Source organism: Caldisericota bacterium, from assembly GCA_034717215.1.
GTDB lineage: Bacteria > Caldisericota > Caldisericia > Caldisericales > Caldisericaceae > UBA646.
In genome coordinates this window covers 1-21,953 of sequence record JAYELD010000123.1, presented here as the reverse complement: position 1 = coordinate 21,953, position 21,953 = coordinate 1, and the positions used below count along the sequence as shown (strand labels likewise).

Below are 21,953 nucleotides of genomic sequence, written 5' to 3'. Positions count from 1 at the left end.
GGCTTACTCACTCTGCTCATCAGGTTTATTTAAAACATAATGGTGCTTTCGGCACCGTGCTTCATATTTTTCTAATGCCCCTATTACAATAATAGGGTCCTCATAATTTGCCGGCTTCCCATCAATCAGCCGCTGTGTTCTGGTAGCTTCTTCGCCACAAATAGCACAGATGGCATGAAGTTTTAACACCTCGTCTGCAATAGCCATAAGATTGGGCATTGGCCCAAAAGGCTCCCCACGAAAATTCATATCTAACCCTGCCACAATCACACGTCTGCCATCACCTGCCATATTGTTAACAACATCCACAAGTGCATCGTCAAAAAACTGTGCCTCATCGATTGCAACAACATCTGTATTGCTGTTAATTTTATCCATAATTTCCACTGCTGACTTTACCGGACATCCTTGTACCTTTTCTCCATCATGAGAAACAATTTCTACCTCAGAATATCTTGTATCAATTAAGGGTTTAAATACCTGTATCTTCTGCTTTGCAATACGCGCTCGCCGAACCCTTCGCAGAAGTTCCTCACTTTTTCCAGAAAACATACAGCCTGTTATAACTTCTATTTTTCCTATTCTATTTTTCATCACCGGTTATTATACTTTCGAGAAATTCTTTATTTGACTCAGTTTTCTTCAGCATATCTAATAACCTTGACAAAGATTCAGAGGGATCAAGAGAGCTAATGAATTTCCTCAAAGTCCAAATCTTTTTGTATTCCTCAGGCGTATACAAAAGTTCTTCTTTTCTTGTACCAGACTTCTTTATATCTACAGCAGGGAACAACATCTGTTCCGCAAGTGATCTGTTCAATATAATTTCCATATTACCAGTGCCTTTAAATTCTTCATATATAACCTGGTCAAGCCTGGACCCTGTGTCTATCAGTGCGGTAGCAAGCATTGTAAGACTTCCGCCATTTAAAATATTTCTTGCAGCACCAAGGAATTTTTTAGGCCCTTTAATTGCAGATGGATCCAAACCACCTGACAGAGTTTTTCCCGTATTTGAACTCAAAAGGTTGTATGCCCTGGTTAACCGGGTAATACCATCCAATAAAATCATTACATCCTTTCCCATCTCAACAAGTCTTTTTGCCCGTTCAAGTGCCAGCTCAACAACTCTTATATGATTTTCAGGGGATTGATCAAATGTGGAGCTTATCACCTCAGCAGAAACAGACATTTGCATATCCGTCACTTCTTCTGGACGCTCATCTATCAGTAAAACCATAAGTATAATTTCAGGATGATTTTTAGCAACACTTTGAGCAATTGACTTAATGAGTGTTGTTTTTCCTGCTTTAGGCGGAGAAACAATAAGCCCCCTCTGCCCCTTGCCCAACGGGTCAACAAGATCCATAATTCTAAGTGCAATATTACATCCAGGAGTTTCCAGTATAATCCTTTGGTCCGGATACATAGGTGTAAGAGTTTCAAATACAGGACGTTTCAAATAACCTGTAACTTCCACCCCATTAATTGTCTTTACTGTAACTAAAGAAGAATATTTGCTGCCGTCTCTCTGCGGTCCCTGGACTGGTCCGGAGATAGTATCCCCTGTTTTTAAACCAAATCTTCTTATTAGTGGCGGAGATACGTATACATCAGAGAAAGAAGGAAAATAATTAGACCTCAAAAATCCATATCCGTCAGGATGTATCTCGAGAAGTCCTTTAAAAAACATTTCTTCCTTTTTTTCATCTATAACTGTTGCTGTTTGCTCTCTCTGGATATTTTCGGATTGTTGAGCAGGCCTTACTGGTCTTTCTTTTGTTCTGTTTTCCTGACTCATCTGCGCTTTTACAGCCCCCTGTGTCTCGCCTTTGTCAACGTCAATCCCACCGGGTGCTTTTCCGCCAATGCCTTTTTCTTTTCTGATTTCGTTCATTCTTTTCTCTATTTCTACAAGAAGTTCAGGTTTTCGAAAATGGGTATAATTTTTAACTTTTATAGCTTTTGAAATTTTATAGAGATCTCTTGCAGTCCTTTTGCTAAGCTCTTCCCTGGTAATACTTAAATCCACATCTAGGTCATCGTTATTCATTCGTTAATTAATCCTCCTTACTAAAATCATTCCTCATGCTTTAGGATTCAGACGCTTTTGAATCTTTTCCTCAAAAGTATCTAACTTGCTTTTTACAAAAAGTATGATTTTTGTTGCCTCATCCTCTACTTCCTTCTTAAAATTCTCATCTTTCAAAAATTTTAAGTTAATAACTACATTGTAAAAAGCACCTCGAGTAGCAGTATCTGCGAGAAGCAATGCTACTCCTACGTCGCTTATAGCTGAATCCACTGTAGTGTTTATCACAAAATCAAAATAATCAAAAACTTCTTTAACGTTGCGCATCACCTCAAGTGGGACAAGAGACGCAGCCTTCAGCCCTAATTGTATTTCTCTTCTTCTATGCTCTTTTTCTTCCTTCTCTTTCCTCGGCATTTTATATGCCGCCATCACTTTATCAAAAGCGCCTGCGTCTTCGTCCACAAGTAAAACCAGCTTTTTTGATAATCTACTACACTTTTTTGCCACCTTTTTACATTGTTCTACTTCGTCCGGATCATCTTTCTTTTTTAAAGAAACCTGCAAAACCATTTCAATAAGAGCTGCACTCATTGCCCCAGTTAAAGCAGCTGCACTACCTCCGCCGGGAGTAGGAGTATCTAACGCTAGTTTTCTAATAAAATCTTTTACAGAGAGTTCTGTAAGCATAGCTTTACCTCTTTTCTCTAAACCGTATTATATATTGAAGGTACTTGCTAAAGTCTTTTAAATGAGCTCCTTGGGAAACAGCGATTAATACCTTTGTGGGATTTAGTACTGTACTTCCGGCAAGCGCATCCACGCCGTACTCAAATAAAACATCGCTCATTACTACGGATGGCCCAAGTAATATTATATAACAATTTTTAGATAATTCAAGTAGTCTCTTGTAAGTTTTATTAACAAATACACTCCCCGAAATTACCACTATATCCGCCCGTGGAATAAGAAACTCAGATGCAGTATCGGGATAATCACCTTCCTTTGGCATCTTCTCTATAATTTCTAAAGACTTTGCCCTGTTTTTTATTTTATCTATCCTAGGAAAATGCCCGATGAACACAATTTTTTTACCTTGCCCAATTTCCTCAATGTAATCTAATCCATTAATTTCCTTCCCAACAGGATCTATTAAAGAATTAATGGCAGCAACCCCAATGCTCGCCTCCGTTGGATTCCAGGATTTTGAAAATTGAGCAATTTCCTTTGCACTTTTACCAATAAGTTCGCCTGTAAATCGAGTAAACATATGATATGCCTCAGGAAAATTTAATCCAAACCCACAATTCCTGCTTTCAACCACAGTCCAGTTTTTACCGACACGTACATCTTTAATAGAAAAATCAGTCAATGTCTGGAGAATTTCATCGAAAATTTTCATCGCAAATACATAATAAAAGCTTTTTTTCATTAGTCAAGTCGCGAATCATAAAAAATGGCAGTTGCAAATATTTTTTCCTTTTGTAAAATTGCAATTAGTTAGTAATGCTTTTGCGGAGGAAAATATGAAAAATATAGCAGTATTAGGATTGGGTTTTGTAGGATTGCCGTTATCACTCACATATGCAATGCATGGAAAAAAAGTATACGGCATTGATATAAACAATGACTATGTTGAAGATCTTAAAAAATACAAAACCCATATCATTGAAAATTACAAAGGCAAAACAATAGAAGAAATTTTAGAAAACACAATAAAAAAAGGCCTTTTTATCCCCACAAACTCAGTCGAGGAAGGCCTCAAAAATACGGATAAAATTATCGTTACCGTAGGAATCCCTATTACAAATGGCGTACTGCAAAAGGAAATCTTTAATGCTGCAATAAAATCAGTAGGGAAAAACCTCAAAAAAGGAGACCTCGTACTTATTCGCTCCACCGTACCGCCAGGCACTACAAGGGAAGTAGTACTGCCTATTCTTGAAAAAGAAAGCAAACTAAGGTGCTCAAAAGATTTTTATTTAGCATACTCTTCAGAACGCATTGCAGAAGGAAAAGCATTTGAAGAATTTCAAACAATGCCAGTATCAGTTGCAGGAATAGATAAAAAAAGTACAAACAAAGCATATAAACTGCTAAAAATAATAAATAAGGAAAATATAATGGTCGCAACGGAACCAGAAGTTGTAGAAATAGCAAAACTCATTGAAAATAGCTCAAGAGATGTAAACATTGCACTTGCAAATGAACTTGCTTCACTTACAGAAAAAATGGACATTGATGCTGTAGAAGTGATAAATGTAGCAAACACACACAAGCGTGTGCATCTGCTCAAACCTGGAATCGGAGTAGGAGGGCACTGCATCCCCTATTCCTCCCTCTACATCTTTGATAAAACAGATAAAATGAAATTGCCAATGGAAATTTTACATACGGTAAGAGAAGTAAATCAACAAAGACCAAGAAACATCTTAAACCGCCTGGAAGGTACATTAAAAAAAATAGGCAAAGAAGTTGAACACAGTAAATTTGCAATCCTTGGAATAGCAATGAAAGATAACTCCCCTGATATTTCAGAAAGCCCGACAATGCGATTAAAAGACCTAATACTGCAAAGCGGCGGAGAAGTTAACTGGTTTGACCCCAATGTAACCGGAAATTTCCCTTTAAAAAGAAATAGTATTCAGGAAACTGTAAAAGATGCCGATGTTATCATTCTCCCGATAAAACAGGACAACATTAAGATAGAGCCGCACAAATGGCGAAAGTTCATCAAAAAAAATGCTATTATATTTGATGCAAGAAGACTCATCAGCAAAGAAAAAGCAAAAAAAATGGGATTTATATATACAAGGATATGAGGATAAACATTGCCGATATCCCTGTTGATAATATTACAATAGAAGAAGCAATTGATAAAATAAAAACCTTTCTACGTAATAAAACACCGCGTTTTGCCGTAGCAATAAACCCAGAAAAAGTTCTTAAAGCAAAAAAAGATGATGAATTAGAAGAGATTTTGAAAAAAAGCGACCTGAACTTTGTCGATGGAATTGGAATAGTCTGGGGATCAAAAATATTATACAAAAAGAAAATCAAAGAACGCATTGCAGGGATAGACTTGTTTGTGTCCGTTTTAAAGCTTTCAGCCAAAAATAAATACAGAGTTTATCTACTTGGATCAAAAGAAAAAACAATAAAAAAAGCAGTAACCGTAATCAAAAACAGTTACCCTCAAATAGAAATAGCCGGATTTCATAATGGATATTTTGAAGACGAAGAAAAAGTCGTTACCAACATAAAAAACAGCAATGCAGACATACTGTTTGTTGGTATGGGAAGTCCAAAACAGGAAAAGCTTATCTATAACAATTTAGACAAACTAAATGCAAAATTTGCTATGGGAGTAGGAGGAAGTTTTAACGTATTGTCCGGCGAATTCAAAAGGGCTCCACAAACTGTCCAAAAAATGGGGTTAGAATGGTTTTATAGATTCATCCTGAATCCAAAGAGATTGCCAAGAATTCTTTCGCTTCCAAAGTTTATCTTTTTGCTCACCTGGTATCCTGAAAGAAAAAAAGAAGAGATAAATTTTTTTAATATAACAATATCCAATCGAAATATAAGAAATACATTACATATCACAGAAGAGTTCATCAAATCAGAGAAATTTCATCTCGTTGTAACACTAAACGGAGAAATGGCTGGAAAAGTTTTTAAAGATAAAGCTTTTTTTGATATTGTCAAAAAAAGCAACCTGGTCATTCCAGACGGAATAGGTATCGTATGGGGAGCCAGAATGCGAGGAGAGCGAATCTTGCACAGAATACCCGGAGTAGAGTTCGCATGGCACCTTTTAGAGCTTGCAAATAAAAAAGGGTACAAAGTATATCTTTTGGGGGCCAAAGAAAAAGTGTTAAAAAAAGCAGTCAAGAATATAAAAGACACATTCCCTTTTATCAATATAGTTGGTTTTCATTCAGGCTATTTTGATGAAGGGGAAGAGAAAAATATTATAAATGAGATTAAGAAAAACAACACTCAGATACTCCTTGTCGGAATGGGAGGCGGAAAACAAGAAAAATGGATATGGCACCACAAGGACGAATTAAATACACCGCTCACCGTAGGAGTAGGGGGGTCATTAGATGTCTGGAGCGGTAAAGTAAAAAGAGCTCCCAATTTTATTCAACGAACAGGATTAGAATGGCTGTATCGCATCATCATACAACCCAAAAGGATTATAAGAATGGGAAATGTTATCTCGTTTGCTTTCAGGGTAATGATGGAGAGAAGAAAAAGATGAAAATTCTGCTAACAGGGTACTTTGGCTTTGGGAATGCAGGAGACGAAATGATCTTTCATGTTATGAAAACAAAATTCGAAAATAAGGGACATTGCGTATATTCCTTCATAAAAAATCCCAAAAATATGAATGAATTTAGGAGAAATAGCATAAAAGCAATTTACTCTGCCATTAAAAAAAGTGATATCGTAGTCAGTGGAGGCGGAGGGATTCTACAAGACAAAACAAGCTCAAAAAGTTTGCACTACTACCTATTTATCATAAAAGTTGCAAAATTGCTGCATAAAAAGGTTGCCGTATTTGCGCAAGGCATAGGACCATTAAATAAACAGATAAATAAAATTGCAGTAAAAAAGGCTCTTAATAGGGCAGATCTTATAACGGTAAGGGATATCCATTCACAAAATATACTAAGAGACATAGGCGTCACAAAAAAAATCAACCTCACAAGCGATTTGGGCTTTCGTTATAAAGAGCAAAGAAGCATACCCCTTCCATTTGACTGTTTCATTGTTTATGCAATAGGAAAAGCCAGGAAAATGCCCCCATTAATAGTACTTGCAGATGTTGGAAGCTATATTAAAAAAAGCACAGGCCTTCCGATAATTATCCTCCCGTTCTACCCGGAAAGAGATGGAGAAGTTGCAAAAAATCTATCAGCAATTTTAGAAAGCCCATTAATCATACCGGAGTATATTGAACAATACCCGTACATAATAGAGAAAAGTGAATTTGTCGTCGGAATGCGATACCACGCAATTCTCCTTTCGGCTCTGAAAGAAAAAGCATTTGTGGGCTTATCCTATGACCCGAAAGTTCGCTCCCTCATGAAGGAGTTGGAAATAGATGGGATAGAAAGCTATGAAAATTTATCGATAAACGATTTTAAAAATGTATTTAACAAAAATTTCGCGGAACGGGAAACAATACAGAAAAAACTTAAAACAAAATTAACTACCCTCAAAGAAAGGGCAGAGGAAAATTTTGACCTCTTTAGCAAAACATTTGACAAATAAATTTAATCCCTTAAATCTCTTGCTTCCCCCACATTGTATGATATGCGGAAAAAATACAGATAGAGAAAATATATGCAATGACTGCAAGGGAAAAATAAAATACCTTGAATACCCCTTAATTGAACATAAAAAAAATATCTATTTTTATGCGATCGCAGAATACAAAGGAATAATGGAAGAAGCAATTAAAATATTAAAGTTCAGAAAAAGAAAAATCATTGCAAAAGATTTAGCCAATATAATAATTAATTTCGTAAGTAAAGAAAAAATGCAGTTTGAACACATAGGATTTGTGCCTATGACATACTCCGAATCACGGGAAAGGGGATTCAACCAAACATATCTCATGGCAAAAGAAATTTCTAAAACAAATAAAATTCCCATTTTTAGCGGACTGAAAAAAACAAAAGAAACTAAAAAACAGATTGGGTTAAGCAAAAGAGAAAGAAAAGAAAATCTAAAAAGCGCATTTAAAGTGACCGATAAAATAGAAGGAAACATAATGATAATAGATGACGTCTACACCACAGGAAATACTGCAGCTGAAATCACAAAAACAATCGCAAGAAAAACAAAATCAAATATTTACTTTATTGCTCTCTCCAGAAAGATAAACTAAGCAAACATAACGCCGGATAACTATTGTGCAGCAGCTTCTTGATATTCTTTTATTAATGAAGCAAAAAGTTCTTTAACCGATACAATTTTGTTCACCCTCCAGGCATTGGCTCCGGAAAAAGCAAACCCATTTTCAAGAAAACCTTTCTTGGCATTCGTTAACGCAAAAGCAATGCAGTATGGAACTTTTTTATAATCGCACGTTTTTAAACATTTATACGTGCATGTAAAAGGTTGTTTCTTTCCCATTGCAACACCTTCAAGAAATCTATTTCTAATTGCTCTTCCCGGCAAACCTACAGGACTATCAATAATTATGATATCTTCTCTTTTGCACTTTATATACACATCTTTGAATTCGTCCGAAGCATCACATTCATCAGTACCAACAAACCTTGTAGCCATCTGGACACCCTCTGCTCCTAACTGCATAAATTTATGGATATCAGCACCAGTGTATATTCCCCCAGCTGCAACTACGGGTATATCTTTATTAAAACGTTTCGCAAAAGATTTCACCACAGAAATCACTTTTGGTAATATCTTTTCAAGGCTGTAATTCTTGTCATTGATCTGTTTCTTTGCAAAACCAAGATGACCACCGGCCATTGGCCCTTCAACAACTACTGCATCTGGCACTTCGTTATAATGTTTTGCCCAGTAATTAAATATAAGCGCGGCAGCTCTTGAGGAGGATACTATGGGAACAAATTTAGTTTTGATTTCGTTTACGGTATCCATTATTTCTTTGAGACTTTTTAGAGGAAGCCCTGCCCCTGCAAAAATTAAATCCGCACCCTCTTCCACTGCAACACGGACAAGATTTGAAAAATCCGAAAGAGCTACCATTATATTAACGCCAATAATACCATTTGTTCTCTTTTTTGCTTTTCTGATTTCTCTTTTCAATGCCCGTTTATTTGCTTCTTCAAAATTACTTCTGAAATCGTGTTCCAGCATACCAATTCCTGCTGCACCAATTACCCCTATTCCTCCCTCATTTGCAACTGCAGAAGCAAGATTGGAGAGAGATATGCCAACACTCATCCCTCCCTGAACAATCGGGATGTTAGCAGTCAAATCGCCTATTTTTAGAACAGGTATTTTCTTGTAAGCTTCATAACTCATTTTCCCCATTATTAGACCCCCTATTTCAAGGTATATAATATTAATCACCTTTTCTAATTAAATTATAAGGCCTTTATAAAAAAGTCAAGTTAGATTTATTCTTTCATTGTTAAAGCTTGACAATTTCACCTTCATTTTTAAATAGTCCTCACCTCTACATCTCATTAATTCAATGCGTAATGTTTGAAATACGAATGAAATTTGCTATAATTCAACTTAAGGAGATCGAATATGAAAGCGATTAAAAAATCAATTTTTGTTATTCTAATCATATCAATGATATTTATTTCGCTACCAACCACTTCTACCTCAAGCTACCAATTCAATTACTCAACAGATTCTATATACATCAGAGATACACTAAATAATAACTTTATGTTGCCGTACAAACCTTTCACAAAAAATAATGTTTTTCTAATACCGCTCAGGGCAACGGTAGAAAACGCAGGAGGAATTGTAGAATATAACAAAGAAGACAAATCAATTTTACTTAAATACGGAGACAGAACAGGAAGGCTTAGTTTAGGTAAAAACACAGGAATAGCAGAGAATAAAACATTTATTTTTGCAGAAAAACTTTTTGTTATAAACGGAAGAACAGCAATAGATGTGCGATATATTGCTTTGCTCGTTAGTGGCATTCTGAAACAAAAAAACAACTCCTGCTCGATTACTTTTTATCCCATATTCAATAAAAAAGATGCCCTGCATCACGACACCACCCTGTACGGAGAGCCGCATAGAATTATATCTCTGGGAGCAAACATCACAGAAATATTGTATGCTATCCATGCAGAAGATAAAATAGTTGGCGTATCAAATTTTTCTGATTACCCAAAAGATGCTAAAAACAAAACACAAGTAGGAGGATTTTTTAATCCTTCCATAGAGAAAATTTTTGCACTTTCCCCGGACATAATACTCATTGCAAGAGGCACGCCGCTCACTGTGATAGACAAGCTCAGGGCCCTCGGACTAAAAATATACACCTCTGACCCGCATACGATAAACGATATATACACACTGATTTCCGCAATAGGAAACATCACCGGCAACGTAGAAGAAAGTGTGAATTTAATAAAAAAACTTCAGGGAATTGAAAATAACATAACAAACAAAGTAAAAAATATCCCTGAGGCAAACAAGAAAAAAATCTACGTAGAAATATGGAACAACCCACAAATGTCTGTAGGCGAAGATACATTCGTAAACGCCCTAATCGAGGGAGCTGGAGGCATAAACATCACCAAAAATCTGAAAGGAGATTGGCCAATAGTAAACAGTGAATACATAATAAAAGAAAACCCTGACACAATTATTCTCCTCTACGCGAGCGAAAAAACCGACATTGAAAAACGGCCGGGATGGAGCGAAATAAATGCCGTGAAAAATGGAGAAATCTACATTGAAGACCCGGACATATTTGAAAGACCTTCACCGAGAATCCTGAACGGCCTGACAAGATTTTACGAAATCCTGTATGGAAACGACTAACAACAAACTAAAATTTTTGTTAATACCTTTAATCTTTAGCTTTGCCATCATATTCCTACTGTCTCTCGTAATAGGAGATATCAATACTTCGCTAAAAACAGTATTTAAAGTATTGACAGGAAATGGAGACGCATTGTCGCGGAGTGTTATCATCCAGATAAGACTTCCCAGATTTTTAGCTGCAGCTGCAGTCGGGAGCATGCTTGCAATTGCAGGCCTCATCATGCAAACAATCTTTCGAAACCCGCTGGTTGATCCGTACTTTTTAGGCATATCATCGGCTGCAGAATTAGGAATAAGTGTTGCAATTATGCTTGGCGTAAGCAGTACGCTATTTGGCATATCTATAATGTCCATTATTGCTTTTTCATTTTCAGTAATACTAATATTTGGCATTGTAAAAATCGCAAGATTAAAGAATTTCCTGGAATCAAAAATAGCAATAGTCCTCCTGGGTATCGCAATATCGTATATGCTATCCGCTATAAATAATTTTCTCATCTTCTACAAAAAAGATATATTCATTAAAAGCACATTTTGGGCATTAAAGGGCTTTAATACCGCAAACATCTCGGAATTTTTATTTGCAGTACCTTTTCTTGTCGCAGGATTTATATACATTCTACTCAATGTAAAAAAGATGAACATCTATCTGTCAAGCGACCTTACCGCTCACTCGCTTGGCATCAATCTCAGTAAATTCGTGCCGCTTATGCTTGCCGTTTCTGCCCTGATTGCATCAGCATCAGTAATGATTGCCGGGAGCATAAGCTTCATCGGACTTTTTACGCCGCATATCGGAAGGCTTATTGCAGGCGAAGAAAGAAAAAAATTAACAATTGTCACGCTTCTTTTAGGCATCACGCTGCTTCCCGCGTTCGATCTGATATCAAGGACGGTGCTTCCTTCCCAAGAAATACCCATCAACACTATAACAGCGCTTATCGGTGCCCCTTTCTTTATTTATCTCTTCTTCAGGAGTAAAAATGCACAACATTAATATAAAAGGACTATGTTTTTCATACGGAGAAAATAACGTTCTGAACAACCTTGATCTGGAAATCAAGGAAAACGGAGTTTATTGCCTCATCGGGAAAAATGGAAGCGGAAAAACCACGCTCCTTAAAATACTTATCAAATTTCTCCCTTACAAAAAAGGAAGCATTTCAATCAATGAAAAAGATTTAAGTTTGTTCGCCTTAAAAGAAATTTCCCAAACAATAGGATTCCTTGAAAGTGAGATGCCCAATATTCCTCTTTCAATAGAAGAAATAATCAGCTGGGGAAATTTCCCATTCGAAAAAGCAGACAGACAAATCCAAGATGTGGTTAACGAGTTGGATCTTGAAAGCATCAAGGACAAAAACTTCCTTTCACTGAGCACGGGAGAAAGAAAAAGGGTTCTTCTCGGCAGAATATTTGCCCAATCGCCCGACATCGTCCTGATAGACGAACCCTTCAATTTTCTTGACCCCAAATACAAAATTGAAGTTTCCTTGTTGTTAAAAAAACTTGGAGAAAAAAGCATCGTATTCATAGCAACACACGATATTGAAGCCGTACAATTTGTCAGCAAAAAAGCATTCGTACTATCGAATGGGAAAATTAAGATGGAAGATACTCCGGAAAAAGTAATAAAAAGCAAATTCATCAACGAGGCGTTTGACATCCCGGAATCACTACGTAAAAAATTTGAGCAGTTCTACCACACAGATGCCAATAGTTGATTTTTATCAAAAGTTTAGTAAAGTATAGCGAAGGAGGTTAACCTTTATGAAAATAGTAGATGTAGATAGAGAAGTGGCAGAAGCACTAGAAGGTGAACTGAACAGACAACGGAATAAACTCGAACTTATCGCATCAGAAAATTTTGTCCAAAATCCTATTCTTCAAGCACAAGGATCGGTATTAACAAATAAATACGCCGAAGGATACCCAAAAAGAAGGTACTATGGCGGATGCGAATTCATAGATGTCGTAGAAAGCCTTGCAATAGAACGCGCAAAAACTCTATTTGCAGCAGAAGGAGCAAACGTACAACCTCACTCAGGTACACAAGCAAATGTCGCCGTGTACTATGCAACGATGCAACCTGGAGATACATTTTTAGGAATGGATTTGAATGCTGGAGGCCACCTGAGCCACGGAAGCCCTGTAAACATATCAGGGAAATACTTCAATGTGATACATTACGGAGTGGATAAAGAAAAAGAACTTATTGATTACAACGAAGTAGAAGATCTCGCAAAAAAATACAAACCAAAGGTTATTGTCGCAGGAGCAAGTGCATATTCTAGATTTATAGATTTTGAAAAATTCCAGGATATTGCAAAATCGGTAGGCGCATACCTCATGGTAGATATTGCTCACATTGCAGGCCTTGTCGCAACAAAGCTCCACCCGACGCCTGTCCCTTTCGCTGATTTTGTCACAACCACGACACATAAAACGCTAAGAGGGCCACGAGGGGGGATGATCTTATTTAAAGAAGAGCATACGAAAATGATAAACAGAGCGATATTCCCCGGAACGCAGGGAGGACCGTTAGAACACGTTATTGCAGCAAAAGCAGTAGCATTAAAACTTGCAATGCAACCAGATTTCGTAGAATATCAAAAACAAATCTTAAAAAATGCCAAAACCCTTGCAAATTCATTAAACAACCGCGGATACCGGCTAATAAGCGGAGGAACAGATAATCATCTGTTAAGCATTGACCTGACAAGCAAAAACATTACAGGACGGGATGCCGAAAGACTGCTTGACTCAGTAGGAATAACGACAAATAAAGAAGCAATCCCATTTGATCCACTCCCGCATACAAAAACAAGCGGGCTAAGATTGGGGACACCTGCTCTTACGACAAGGGGAATGAAAGAAAAAGAAATGGAAATTGTAGCAGAATTAATTGATAAAACAATCGTTAGTAAAAATAATGAAGAAGAACTTGAAAAAGTAAGAAAAGGTGTAAGGAAATTAACAAGCCAATTTCCTCTTTACCAGGGAATTAGCTATATAAAATAGGAGGAGCAAATGAGAGAAAATGTTCATCTATTGGACCATCCTTTAATGCAACATAAATTAACACTACTGAGAGATAAAACAACGACCACAAAAGAGTTTAGAGAACTTGCCAAAGAAGTTTCTGCCCTGATGGTGTACGAAATTTCCCGTGACACAAAACTAACGGAAACAGATATAGAAACTCCTATAGGTAAAACAAAAGGAATGGTGTTAAAAAACGATATTGCCGTTGTCCCAATCCTAAGGGCAGGCATTATAATGGCCGAAGGCATTGTAGATCTTATTCCAACAGCAAAAGTTGGACATATCGGCTTGTATAGAGACCCGGAAACACTCCAGCCTGTCGAATATTATTGTAAACTGCCAGACAATATAAGCTCCTGCCATGTATTTATTGTTGACCCGATGCTTGCAACTGGCGGATCTGCAGTAAAATCGGTAGAGTTGGTAAAAGAACGCGGAGCAACCAACATTATCTTTGTATGCCTCATTTCTGCACCGGAAGGAATAAAAGTATTGAGCGATCGTTTTCCCGAAGTGCCCATCTACACAATTGCAATTGACGAGAAGCTCAATTCGCACGGGTACATTGTCCCCGGATTAGGAGACGCAGGAGATAGAATTTACGGCACAAAATGATAGATATACTGAGTCTCATTGCTAAAAATGTGATTTCGCTAAAGCTCTACTTTCTGTATGGATTTTTCTTTGGATCATTTTTCACTCCAATTGGCATATGGGCAGGAAAAAAATTCAACATGATAGATATTCCAAAAAATGAAAATGGAAGAAATAAAGTTCATACCATTCCTGTTCCGCGCACGGGAGGCATTGTAATATACAGCAGCTTCGTGCTTCTATCCTTACTCATCCATAAATTTACCCCACAATTCATTGGATTATTTATTGGAGCAACTATCATATTTTTAGGTATGTCCCTGGATGATAAATACAACCTCAGTGTAGCCAAAAAATTCGTCATACAATTCGCGGCTGCATTCATAATCATTATAACCGGCACAAAATTTACGTTTGTAACAAACCCTTTTACGGGCAATCTCGTTAACCTGGGATGGATAGGAATAATATTTTCAGCAATATGGATTGTAGGCATTACAAATGCACTAAACATTATAGACGGACTTGACGGACTTGCATCGGGCATTGCTGCTATTTGCTCCATAACCCTTTCAGTTGTAGCAATATACAAAGGAAATATACCACTTGCACTGCTTTTGCTCGGCATTAGTGGTACACTTGTTGCATTCCTCATATACAATTTTCATCCTGCACGCATATTCTTAGGCGATGCCGGCGCAGAGCTTTTAGGATTCCTGCTGGCGTCCATTTCAATTATGGGCGCATACAAAACTGCAACACTTTTTACAATGGCAGTCCCGCTGCTAACATTGGGCATACCTATCACAGAGGTCGTCACATCCATTTTTAGACGAACAAGAAAAGAGATATCTCCATTCCACTACGACCTGGGGCATATACATTACAGACTACTTGAAAAGGGTTGGTCTCAGCGAAGAATAGCCATTTTCTATTATCTTGTAACCACAACACTTTCAGTGGCAGGGCTTTATATCGCATTTGGTGTCAGATGAGAAAGAAAAAAGTTTTTCTCATCTTCGGCACACGCCCCGAAGCAATAAAAATGTATCCTGTCTATAAAGAACTTAAAAAATACAAGGAAATTAACACAAAAATTGTAATTACAAGCCAGCACCAAGAAATGCTGAAACAGGTATTAGATATATTTGATATGAAAGCAGATTATGATCTCAATGTAATGGAAGACAGGCAAACCCTCACGAAAATTACAATAAAAGTACTGGATGGATTAAAAAAAATATTTGATAAAGAGAAACCAGATCTTGTCCTTGTACACGGAGATACAACAACCACATTCGCTGCAGCACTTGCAGCATTTTATGAAAAAATACCCATAGGCCATGTAGAAGCAGGCTTAAGAACTCATAACAAATTCTTTCCATACCCCGAAGAAATTAACAGAACACTTACCGACACCCTGGCAGATTTGCATTTTGCCCCTACCAATTCTACAAGAAAAAATTTGTTAAAAGAAGGAACTCCCGAGGAATCCATTTTTGTTACAGGAAATACCATAGTAGACGCTGTACAAGAAATTTTGAATTTAAAAACAGGTACACCACCCATTTCAATTACAAAAAACGATGAAAAATTTATTATTGTTACAGCCCACAGAAGAGAAAACTGGGGCAAACCTATGCAAAATATCTGTGAATCAATAGATTTTGTGAGCAAAAAGCATAAGATACAATTTATATTTTCTGTCCACAAAAATCCATTAGTCCGTAAAACTGTAAAAAATGTCCTGGGCAAAAACAAATACATAAAACTTATGGAGCCTATGAGTTACACAGATTTCATACCACTTGTTGCAAAAAGTTTATTTATTCTCACAGACTCTGGAGGTATTCAGGAAGAGGCACCGTTGCTGCATAAACCCGTACTGTTACTAAGAAATGTAACAGAACGACCGGAAGCCACAGACAGTGGAATAGTAAAAATTATCGGAACAGAAAAAGAAAATATTATCAAAAACATAGAAAATTTGCTTGACAACAAGGAGATTTATAATAAGATGTCACATGTAAAAAATCCTTTTGGAGATGGCAAATCCGGAAAAAGAATCGCAACCATAGTAAAAAACTTTTTGACAGAGGAGAACACATATGGAATACTTTGAAATTAAAGGCGGCAGACCCCTTAACGGTATCGTAAAAATTTCTGGAGCAAAAAACGCAACATTCCCCATCCTTTCGGCAGCTCTGCTGATAGACGGAAAAACACATATTAAAAAAGTTCCGGGAGTAGTAGATGTAATAAATTTCATCAATATCTTGAAAGGATTAGGCGTTAAAATTGAAGAAAATAAAGACGAGATTACGATGGACACAACCGAAAATATAAAATCAAAAATAGACCATAAGAAGAACCATAACTTAAGAGGTACCCAAACACTGTTGGGAGCACTTATGGGAAGAAATAAAGAAGCAATGCTTCCCTCTCTGGGAGGATGTAACATTGGAGCTCGCCCGATAGACCTGCATCTTAAAGGGCTAAAAAAATTGGGAGCTACTGTAAATTGGAAAAAAGGATATCTTCACGCAAAAGCAAAAAAACTTGTAGGAACATCTATATATCTCGATTTCCCAAGTGTTGGAGCCACAGAAAATCTGATTATCGCAGCGACAAAAGCCCAAGGCACTACAATATTAGAAAATACGGCAAGAGAACCTGAAATAGAAAACCTTGTAGATTTCCTGAACAAAGCAGGTGCAAATATCCAGACCAAAAGGCCAGGTGTGATATATATTAAAGGCGTAAAAAAGCTTCACCCTGTAAATTTTACTCTCATCCCAGACCGCATAGAAGCAGCCACATATCTCATAATAGGAGCGATAACCCGTGGAAATATTACAATCAAAGATGTAAGAACACAAGATTTTGAGCCGGTCATTATGAAATTAAAAGAAATGGGCGCAGAGATAGAAACGAACAACAATGAAGTACATCTATTTGCAGATGGAAGGTTCAAAAGCGTAAATATAAAAACGCTCCCCTTCCCCGGCTTTCCAACTGATGCCCAGCCGCAAATAATGTCTCTTATGTCGGTATCAAAAGGAACAAGCATAATCACAGAAACCATATTTGAAAACAGATTTAGAGCCACAGAAGGACTGCAAAAAATGGGAGCATCCATACGAATAGAACACGATACAGCCATAGTAACAGGAATAGAACGGCTAAACAGTGCAAATGTAGCAGCCACGGATTTGCGAGGAGGAGCAGCTCTCATAACGGCAGCGCTTGCAACAAAAGGAACAAGCAAAATACTTGACATTTCTCACGTCGACAGGGGGTATGAAAAAATAGAAGAGAAAATAAAGAAATTGGGAGGACATATTGAAAGAAAAAATGATAACATTTGAAAAATATCACGGTACAGGAAATGATTTCATTATCATTGACGGGAGAAAATTTCCTCTGAAAAATCCTCTTTCAGTAGCAAAAGAACTTTGCAAAATACATTTTTCTATAGGAGCAGATGACGTTCTCTATCTTGAAGAAAGCAATATTGCCGATATCAAAATGCACGTCTGTGAACCAGATGGAACAGAAGCAGATATGTGCGGCAATGGAGTACGGTGCGTTGGAGCATATCTGTTAAAAGAAGGGAACGAAGAAGTTACTATCGAAACATTATCCGGAATAAAAAAGGTTTCAAAAAAAGACAACCTATTTACTGTAGATATGGGGGAGATGCAGTCAATAAGAAAATTTATCGCTTCTGGGCAAAACAAAATAATGGAAAATATAAAAATAAACGAAAAAACTTTTTATATAGTCTCATCCGGAGAGCCACATGCAGTAGCTTTCACCCGCAATTTAAAACAATTAGACATAGAGAGAGAAGCCCTGCCAATTGCACATAAATTTGAAGTTTTTCCGAAAGGAATTAACGTGGATTTTATAGAAAGAGAAGGAAACGACATCAAAGTAAGAACCTTTGAAAGAGGCGTTTGGAACGAAACACTTGCCTGTGGCACGGGAGCTGTCGCATCTGCATTTGTCGCAAAATATCTATTCAGCATAAAAAACGGAATAAAAGTGCAAATGAAAGGCGGCGAACTCTTTGTAACATTCGAAAATAAGAAAAGTTTCCTCACGGGCGAAGCCAAATTCGTGTTTAGAGGAGAAATAGGAGATACAAAATGAAAAAATTGCTGATCTTTTTTATACTCATTGTTTTAGTGCTTACTCCACTGTATGCAAGAGCAGGAGAAGATTTCAACTGGGGTAACGCAAAAGACATAAACGGAGGCATCATAAACAGTATAGCCCTTTCCCGGAATTTCAGTGCAGATAAAACAGCGTATGCCTCAACGGACGCTGCTATCTTTGCCTCAAGCGACGCAGGAAAAACGTGGGACAAACTACCATTTTCTTTCACGGAAGGAGCAAACATCGTTTTTATATCCAAAACTTTCCGGGAAAACGCTATTATTTTAGGTACAAAGGACGGCGTTTACATCTCTGAAAATAAAGGAAAATACTGGCAGGTATTTAACCGAGGTATGAAGGAAAGCTATATAATAGATATTGCAGAAGATTCGGAAGGAAACCTTTTTGCGCTTTCATTCAATGGAAACCTTATGCAAAGAAATAGAGATAACGACTACTGGAAAACGGTAATGCAAATATACCCCGCTGCAACAACTATCACAGTATCTCAAAATTACATCTATACAGGATGCGAGGAAGGGACAATTTATAAAATAAACCCGTCAAGCAAAGAAAAGGAAGCAATAGCAAAAAACATCACAGAAAGCCCTATCTCAAAGCTTTTAGTACATAACAGCACGATATACGCATCTACCTTTTACGATGGGATGTTTATAGGAAACAAAGGAGATTTTGCCCACGAGCTCAGTGGCATAAAAATAAATGACTTCGCAATAGAAAATGGTAAAATTTTTGTTGCAACAATTGACAAAGGCCTCATGGTAAAAAACGGGGAGTGGAAAACAATATCGAAGTTGGATGACGTTGCCATAAAATGTATGACAATTTCAAACAATTTTACAACAGACAACACAATATTCATAGGAACAATAGGCAAAGGCATATTCCGTTCAATTAATGCCGGGATAACATTCACAAAGTCAAGCTATGGAATAACGGCTACATCTATCGTTGCAGTCGGATTCTCCTCCACGTACAGTACAGATGGCACCGTATTCGTAGGAACAAAACGCAACGGCCTGTACGAATCAACCGATTTTGGCAAAACATTCAGCTATGTCCCGTCCTTCACATCTCACTACAGCATTACAAGTATCTGTACGACAAATAACTTCACAGAAACACAAACAGTATATGTAGGAACAGAAGGAGACGGATTATTTATATCAGAAGATAATGGAAAGATCTTTCAAAAACTAAATGTACTACCGACACAGTACATCTCTGCCCTTTTCTACACAGATAGCAGGACGCTCATTGTAGGGACAGGAAACAATGGGATTTTTACTGCAAAGATCCAGGATAGTTTCTTCACCCAATCAAATAATGGCATTTTACCTTTTGATATGAATATAATAAGCATAGCAGGAAGCGGAGACACAATCTTCATCGGAACAAACGGGGGAGGCCTGTACAAATCCACAAACTCCGGCGAAAGCTGGGGCAAAATCGGAGACAGGGATATCCCACCATACAGCATCTCCGATATATCCCTGTCAAGCAACTACACCTCCGACCACACTCTTCTCGTAGGAACGACAGGATCGGGAATCTTTATTTCAAAAAACGGTGGGCTGAATTTTACAAACATATCTGATGCACTTTTAAAAAACTACATGTGGGTAGACGGGGCACAGCTCTCTCCTAATTTTTCGGCAGACCACATCATATTTGCAGGTTCCTGGGATGGCGTATATCTCAGCACCGATTCTGGCAATAACTGGAGCAATATCACGGGAAATAAAGATAACAGATACGTGTACAAAGTATACTTTACCCCTGATTTTCAATATAAAAAAAGCGGGGCACTGTATGTGGCAACCGAATCAGGCAGCCTTTATATCCTGAACCAGAAGGAAAAAACAATCATCAAACTTTGGCCAGACAATCCGAAAATGACCGTAAATGGTGTTTCCAAGGAAATAGACATTGGTAGAGGCACAAAGCCCGTTATTATACCTAAATGGGAAAGGACAGTTGTACCAATTAGAGCAATAGTAGAAGCTTTGGGTGGAACAATCAGCTGGGAAAGTAAGACAAGAAAAGTTACAATTAATTTTGAAACCACAACGATAGAATTATGGATAGATAATCCAAAGGCAAAAGTAAACGGGGCAGAAGTATGGATAGACACAGATAATCATGATGTAAAACCAATTATAGTAAACGATAGGACAATGCTTCCCTTAAGGTTTGTCGCTGAATCTCTCGGCTGTGATGTTGGTTGGGACAATGATACAAGAACAATAACGATTACATACGGCGGATAGGAGAAGAAAATGAAAAAAAGAAAAATATTAATATCAATAATTTTAAGTGCGTTACTGCTACTTGCTTCCTTCACTCCACTAATCGGAAGAAGTTTGCCTAACGAAAACACCCCAGAGCTTATCATAGAAAGCTTTTCAGGAACAACGCCAATAATCAAAGCAATACAAAATGCAAAAGAATCCATATACCTGGAAATATACGGATTTACTCATTTTGACATTGCAGATGAATTAGGCAATGCAGAGCTAAGAGGAGTAGATGTCAAAGTAATGATGGAAGAAAGCCCTGTAGGTGCAGATTCAGAAAACTGGGACGTAAAAACCAAGCTCATGCACTACGGGATACCAGTAAAATGGGCTAACCCTGAATATTTCCTCACGCATGCAAAATTTATGGTAATAGACGGTAAAGAAGCAATGGTACTCACGGGAAACTTCACCCACAGCTTTGTTCATAAGAACAGGGAATTTGGCATTATTGTAAAAGATGCTGCAAAAGTAGAAAAGATAAAAGAAATATTTGAAAAAGATTGGAACAGGGAAACATTAACAGAGAACAACGATCCAAAGATTGTGCTGAGCCCGATAGACGGAAGAGAAAAAATAATAAATCTTTTAAACAGTGCGACAAGCTCTATTGACATATGGCAGCAGTCAGTGCAGGACGATGAAGTAATAGAAACCCTCAAAGCAAAAATTGCAGAAGGCGTAACTGTAAGAATAATCATACCTTCTCTGTACAGGGCAAGTGGTAATTCTACCGCCGTAAGTGAATTAGGTGTAGATTATATCCGTTCGCTGCTAAACCCGTACATCCATGCAAAATTAGTTATCATTGATAAAAAATCTGCTTACATCGGCTCAAATAATTTCTCCACCACCTCGCTGGACCAGAACAGAGAGCTCGGCATCATTGTGGATGATCCAGATATCTTAAACACACTCAATATGCTCTTTGAAATAGAATGGAAACAAACAATTGACCCGTACGACTCATAAATAATAACTTACGACGGATAATTAAATAAAAGAAAAGAAATTTTTTAAGGACAGGTGAACTACCTGCCCTTTTTGTTTTTGCCATTCTACTCTTTTCCTTGGCATGCATTACGCCAAGTCTGAAGTGAAGAATCTCTCTTTTAGTCTTTTTTCTTTGTCATTCTGCTCTTTTTCTTGCCATCGTATATACTACTCCAGGTTGTGAGGAAACATATCTTTGATTATACTTCGTATGTATGGTTGAAGATATGAGGGAAAGTGAGTAAGTTTGTTTCTGTCATTGGTTCATAGAAACCGTCCGGAAT

General features: G+C 37.4%; 20 protein-coding genes. 15 read left to right on the top strand and 5 right to left on the bottom strand.

Translation table 11 applies throughout. The features are described from left to right. Positions 1-3 precede the first annotated feature (3 nt). The 4 genes from U9Q18_05020 to U9Q18_05005 are packed head-to-tail and all read right to left on the bottom strand — an operon-like array spanning position 4 to position 3,464. Complete coding sequence (locus U9Q18_05020) at positions 4-594, bottom strand: thymidine kinase (protein ID MEA3313720.1); 591 nt, start codon at positions 592-594, stop codon at positions 4-6. Then, entirely contained in the window at positions 584-2,053 is a 1,470-nt protein-coding gene (rho, locus tag U9Q18_05015; GenBank protein MEA3313719.1) for a transcription termination factor Rho, read from the bottom strand. The genes U9Q18_05020 and rho overlap by 11 nt, the downstream gene beginning before the upstream one ends. Positions 2,054-2,086: 33 nt before the next feature. After that, positions 2,087-2,722: a cyclodeaminase/cyclohydrolase family protein gene (locus tag U9Q18_05010; GenBank protein MEA3313718.1), complete on the bottom strand. Its 636-nt coding sequence runs from the start codon at positions 2,720-2,722 to the stop codon at positions 2,087-2,089. A gap of 4 nt (positions 2,723-2,726) precedes the next feature. Next, positions 2,727-3,464: a DUF364 domain-containing protein gene (locus U9Q18_05005; GenBank protein ID MEA3313717.1), complete on the bottom strand. Its 738-nt coding sequence runs from the start codon at positions 3,462-3,464 to the stop codon at positions 2,727-2,729. Positions 3,465-3,558: 94 nt separating this feature from the next. Between U9Q18_05005 and U9Q18_05000 the strand changes: the two genes are divergently transcribed. From U9Q18_05000 to U9Q18_04985, 4 genes are all read left to right on the top strand, one after another. Then, positions 3,559-4,854, top strand: coding sequence for a nucleotide sugar dehydrogenase (locus tag U9Q18_05000; GenBank protein MEA3313716.1), 1,296 nt, complete (start codon positions 3,559-3,561; stop codon positions 4,852-4,854). Then, positions 4,851-6,299: a WecB/TagA/CpsF family glycosyltransferase gene (locus U9Q18_04995; GenBank protein MEA3313715.1), complete on the top strand. Its 1,449-nt coding sequence runs from the start codon at positions 4,851-4,853 to the stop codon at positions 6,297-6,299. The genes U9Q18_05000 and U9Q18_04995 overlap by 4 nt, the downstream gene beginning before the upstream one ends. Beyond that, positions 6,296-7,315 carry a polysaccharide pyruvyl transferase CsaB gene (gene csaB, locus U9Q18_04990; protein MEA3313714.1) on the top strand — a complete coding sequence of 340 codons (1,020 nt, stop codon included), beginning with the start codon at positions 6,296-6,298 and terminating at the stop codon, positions 7,313-7,315. Before U9Q18_04995 ends, csaB begins: the two co-directional genes overlap by 4 nt. A 172-nt stretch (positions 7,316-7,487) precedes the next feature. Then, the gene (locus tag U9Q18_04985; GenBank protein ID MEA3313713.1) at positions 7,488-7,934 is read left to right on the top strand and encodes a hypothetical protein; all 447 of its coding nucleotides are present in this window, start codon (positions 7,488-7,490) and stop codon (positions 7,932-7,934) included. Between the two features lie 20 nt (positions 7,935-7,954). Here U9Q18_04985 and U9Q18_04980 read toward each other — a convergent pair whose 3' ends face one another. Further along, on the bottom strand, positions 7,955-9,061 hold the full coding sequence (locus U9Q18_04980) for a nitronate monooxygenase family protein (GenBank protein MEA3313712.1): 1,107 nt from the start codon (positions 9,059-9,061) through the stop codon (positions 7,955-7,957). Between the two features lie 231 nt (positions 9,062-9,292). Here U9Q18_04980 and U9Q18_04975 point away from each other — a divergent pair, with 231 nt between their 5' ends. From U9Q18_04975 to U9Q18_04925, 11 genes are read left to right on the top strand one after another with little or no spacing between them, the layout of a single operon-like run. Next, on the top strand, positions 9,293-10,555 hold the full coding sequence (locus tag U9Q18_04975; GenBank protein ID MEA3313711.1) for a helical backbone metal receptor: 1,263 nt from the start codon (positions 9,293-9,295) through the stop codon (positions 10,553-10,555). After that, positions 10,542-11,555, top strand: coding sequence for an iron ABC transporter permease (locus tag U9Q18_04970; GenBank protein ID MEA3313710.1), 1,014 nt, complete (start codon positions 10,542-10,544; stop codon positions 11,553-11,555). The genes U9Q18_04975 and U9Q18_04970 overlap by 14 nt, the downstream gene beginning before the upstream one ends. Next, positions 11,542-12,282: an ABC transporter ATP-binding protein gene (locus U9Q18_04965; GenBank protein ID MEA3313709.1), complete on the top strand. Its 741-nt coding sequence runs from the start codon at positions 11,542-11,544 to the stop codon at positions 12,280-12,282. Before U9Q18_04970 ends, U9Q18_04965 begins: the two co-directional genes overlap by 14 nt. A 46-nt stretch (positions 12,283-12,328) precedes the next feature. Continuing rightward, positions 12,329-13,579 (top strand): serine hydroxymethyltransferase, encoded by a 1,251-nt coding sequence (glyA, locus tag U9Q18_04960; GenBank protein ID MEA3313708.1) that lies wholly within the window; start codon positions 12,329-12,331, stop codon positions 13,577-13,579. Positions 13,580-13,588: 9 nt separating this feature from the next. Next, on the top strand, positions 13,589-14,218 hold the full coding sequence (upp, locus tag U9Q18_04955) for a uracil phosphoribosyltransferase (protein MEA3313707.1): 630 nt from the start codon (positions 13,589-13,591) through the stop codon (positions 14,216-14,218). Next, a complete protein-coding gene (locus tag U9Q18_04950) occupies positions 14,215-15,192 on the top strand; it encodes an MraY family glycosyltransferase (protein ID MEA3313706.1) in 978 nt (325 codons plus the stop codon). Before upp ends, U9Q18_04950 begins: the two co-directional genes overlap by 4 nt. Continuing rightward, positions 15,189-16,319, top strand: coding sequence for a UDP-N-acetylglucosamine 2-epimerase (non-hydrolyzing) (gene wecB / locus U9Q18_04945; GenBank protein MEA3313705.1), 1,131 nt, complete (start codon positions 15,189-15,191; stop codon positions 16,317-16,319). Before U9Q18_04950 ends, wecB begins: the two co-directional genes overlap by 4 nt. Next, the gene (murA, locus tag U9Q18_04940; protein MEA3313704.1) at positions 16,306-17,565 is read left to right on the top strand and encodes a UDP-N-acetylglucosamine 1-carboxyvinyltransferase; all 1,260 of its coding nucleotides are present in this window, start codon (positions 16,306-16,308) and stop codon (positions 17,563-17,565) included. The genes wecB and murA overlap by 14 nt, the downstream gene beginning before the upstream one ends. Further along, entirely contained in the window at positions 17,540-18,352 is an 813-nt protein-coding gene (gene dapF, locus U9Q18_04935) for a diaminopimelate epimerase (GenBank protein MEA3313703.1), read from the top strand. The genes murA and dapF overlap by 26 nt, the downstream gene beginning before the upstream one ends. Beyond that, a complete protein-coding gene (locus U9Q18_04930; GenBank protein ID MEA3313702.1) occupies positions 18,349-20,649 on the top strand; it encodes a stalk domain-containing protein in 2,301 nt (766 codons plus the stop codon). Before dapF ends, U9Q18_04930 begins: the two co-directional genes overlap by 4 nt. A 9-nt stretch (positions 20,650-20,658) precedes the next feature. Next, positions 20,659-21,648, top strand: a complete 990-nt coding sequence (locus U9Q18_04925; protein MEA3313701.1) for a phospholipase D-like domain-containing protein — start codon at positions 20,659-20,661, stop codon at positions 21,646-21,648. The last annotated feature ends 305 nt before the right edge of the window (positions 21,649-21,953 follow it).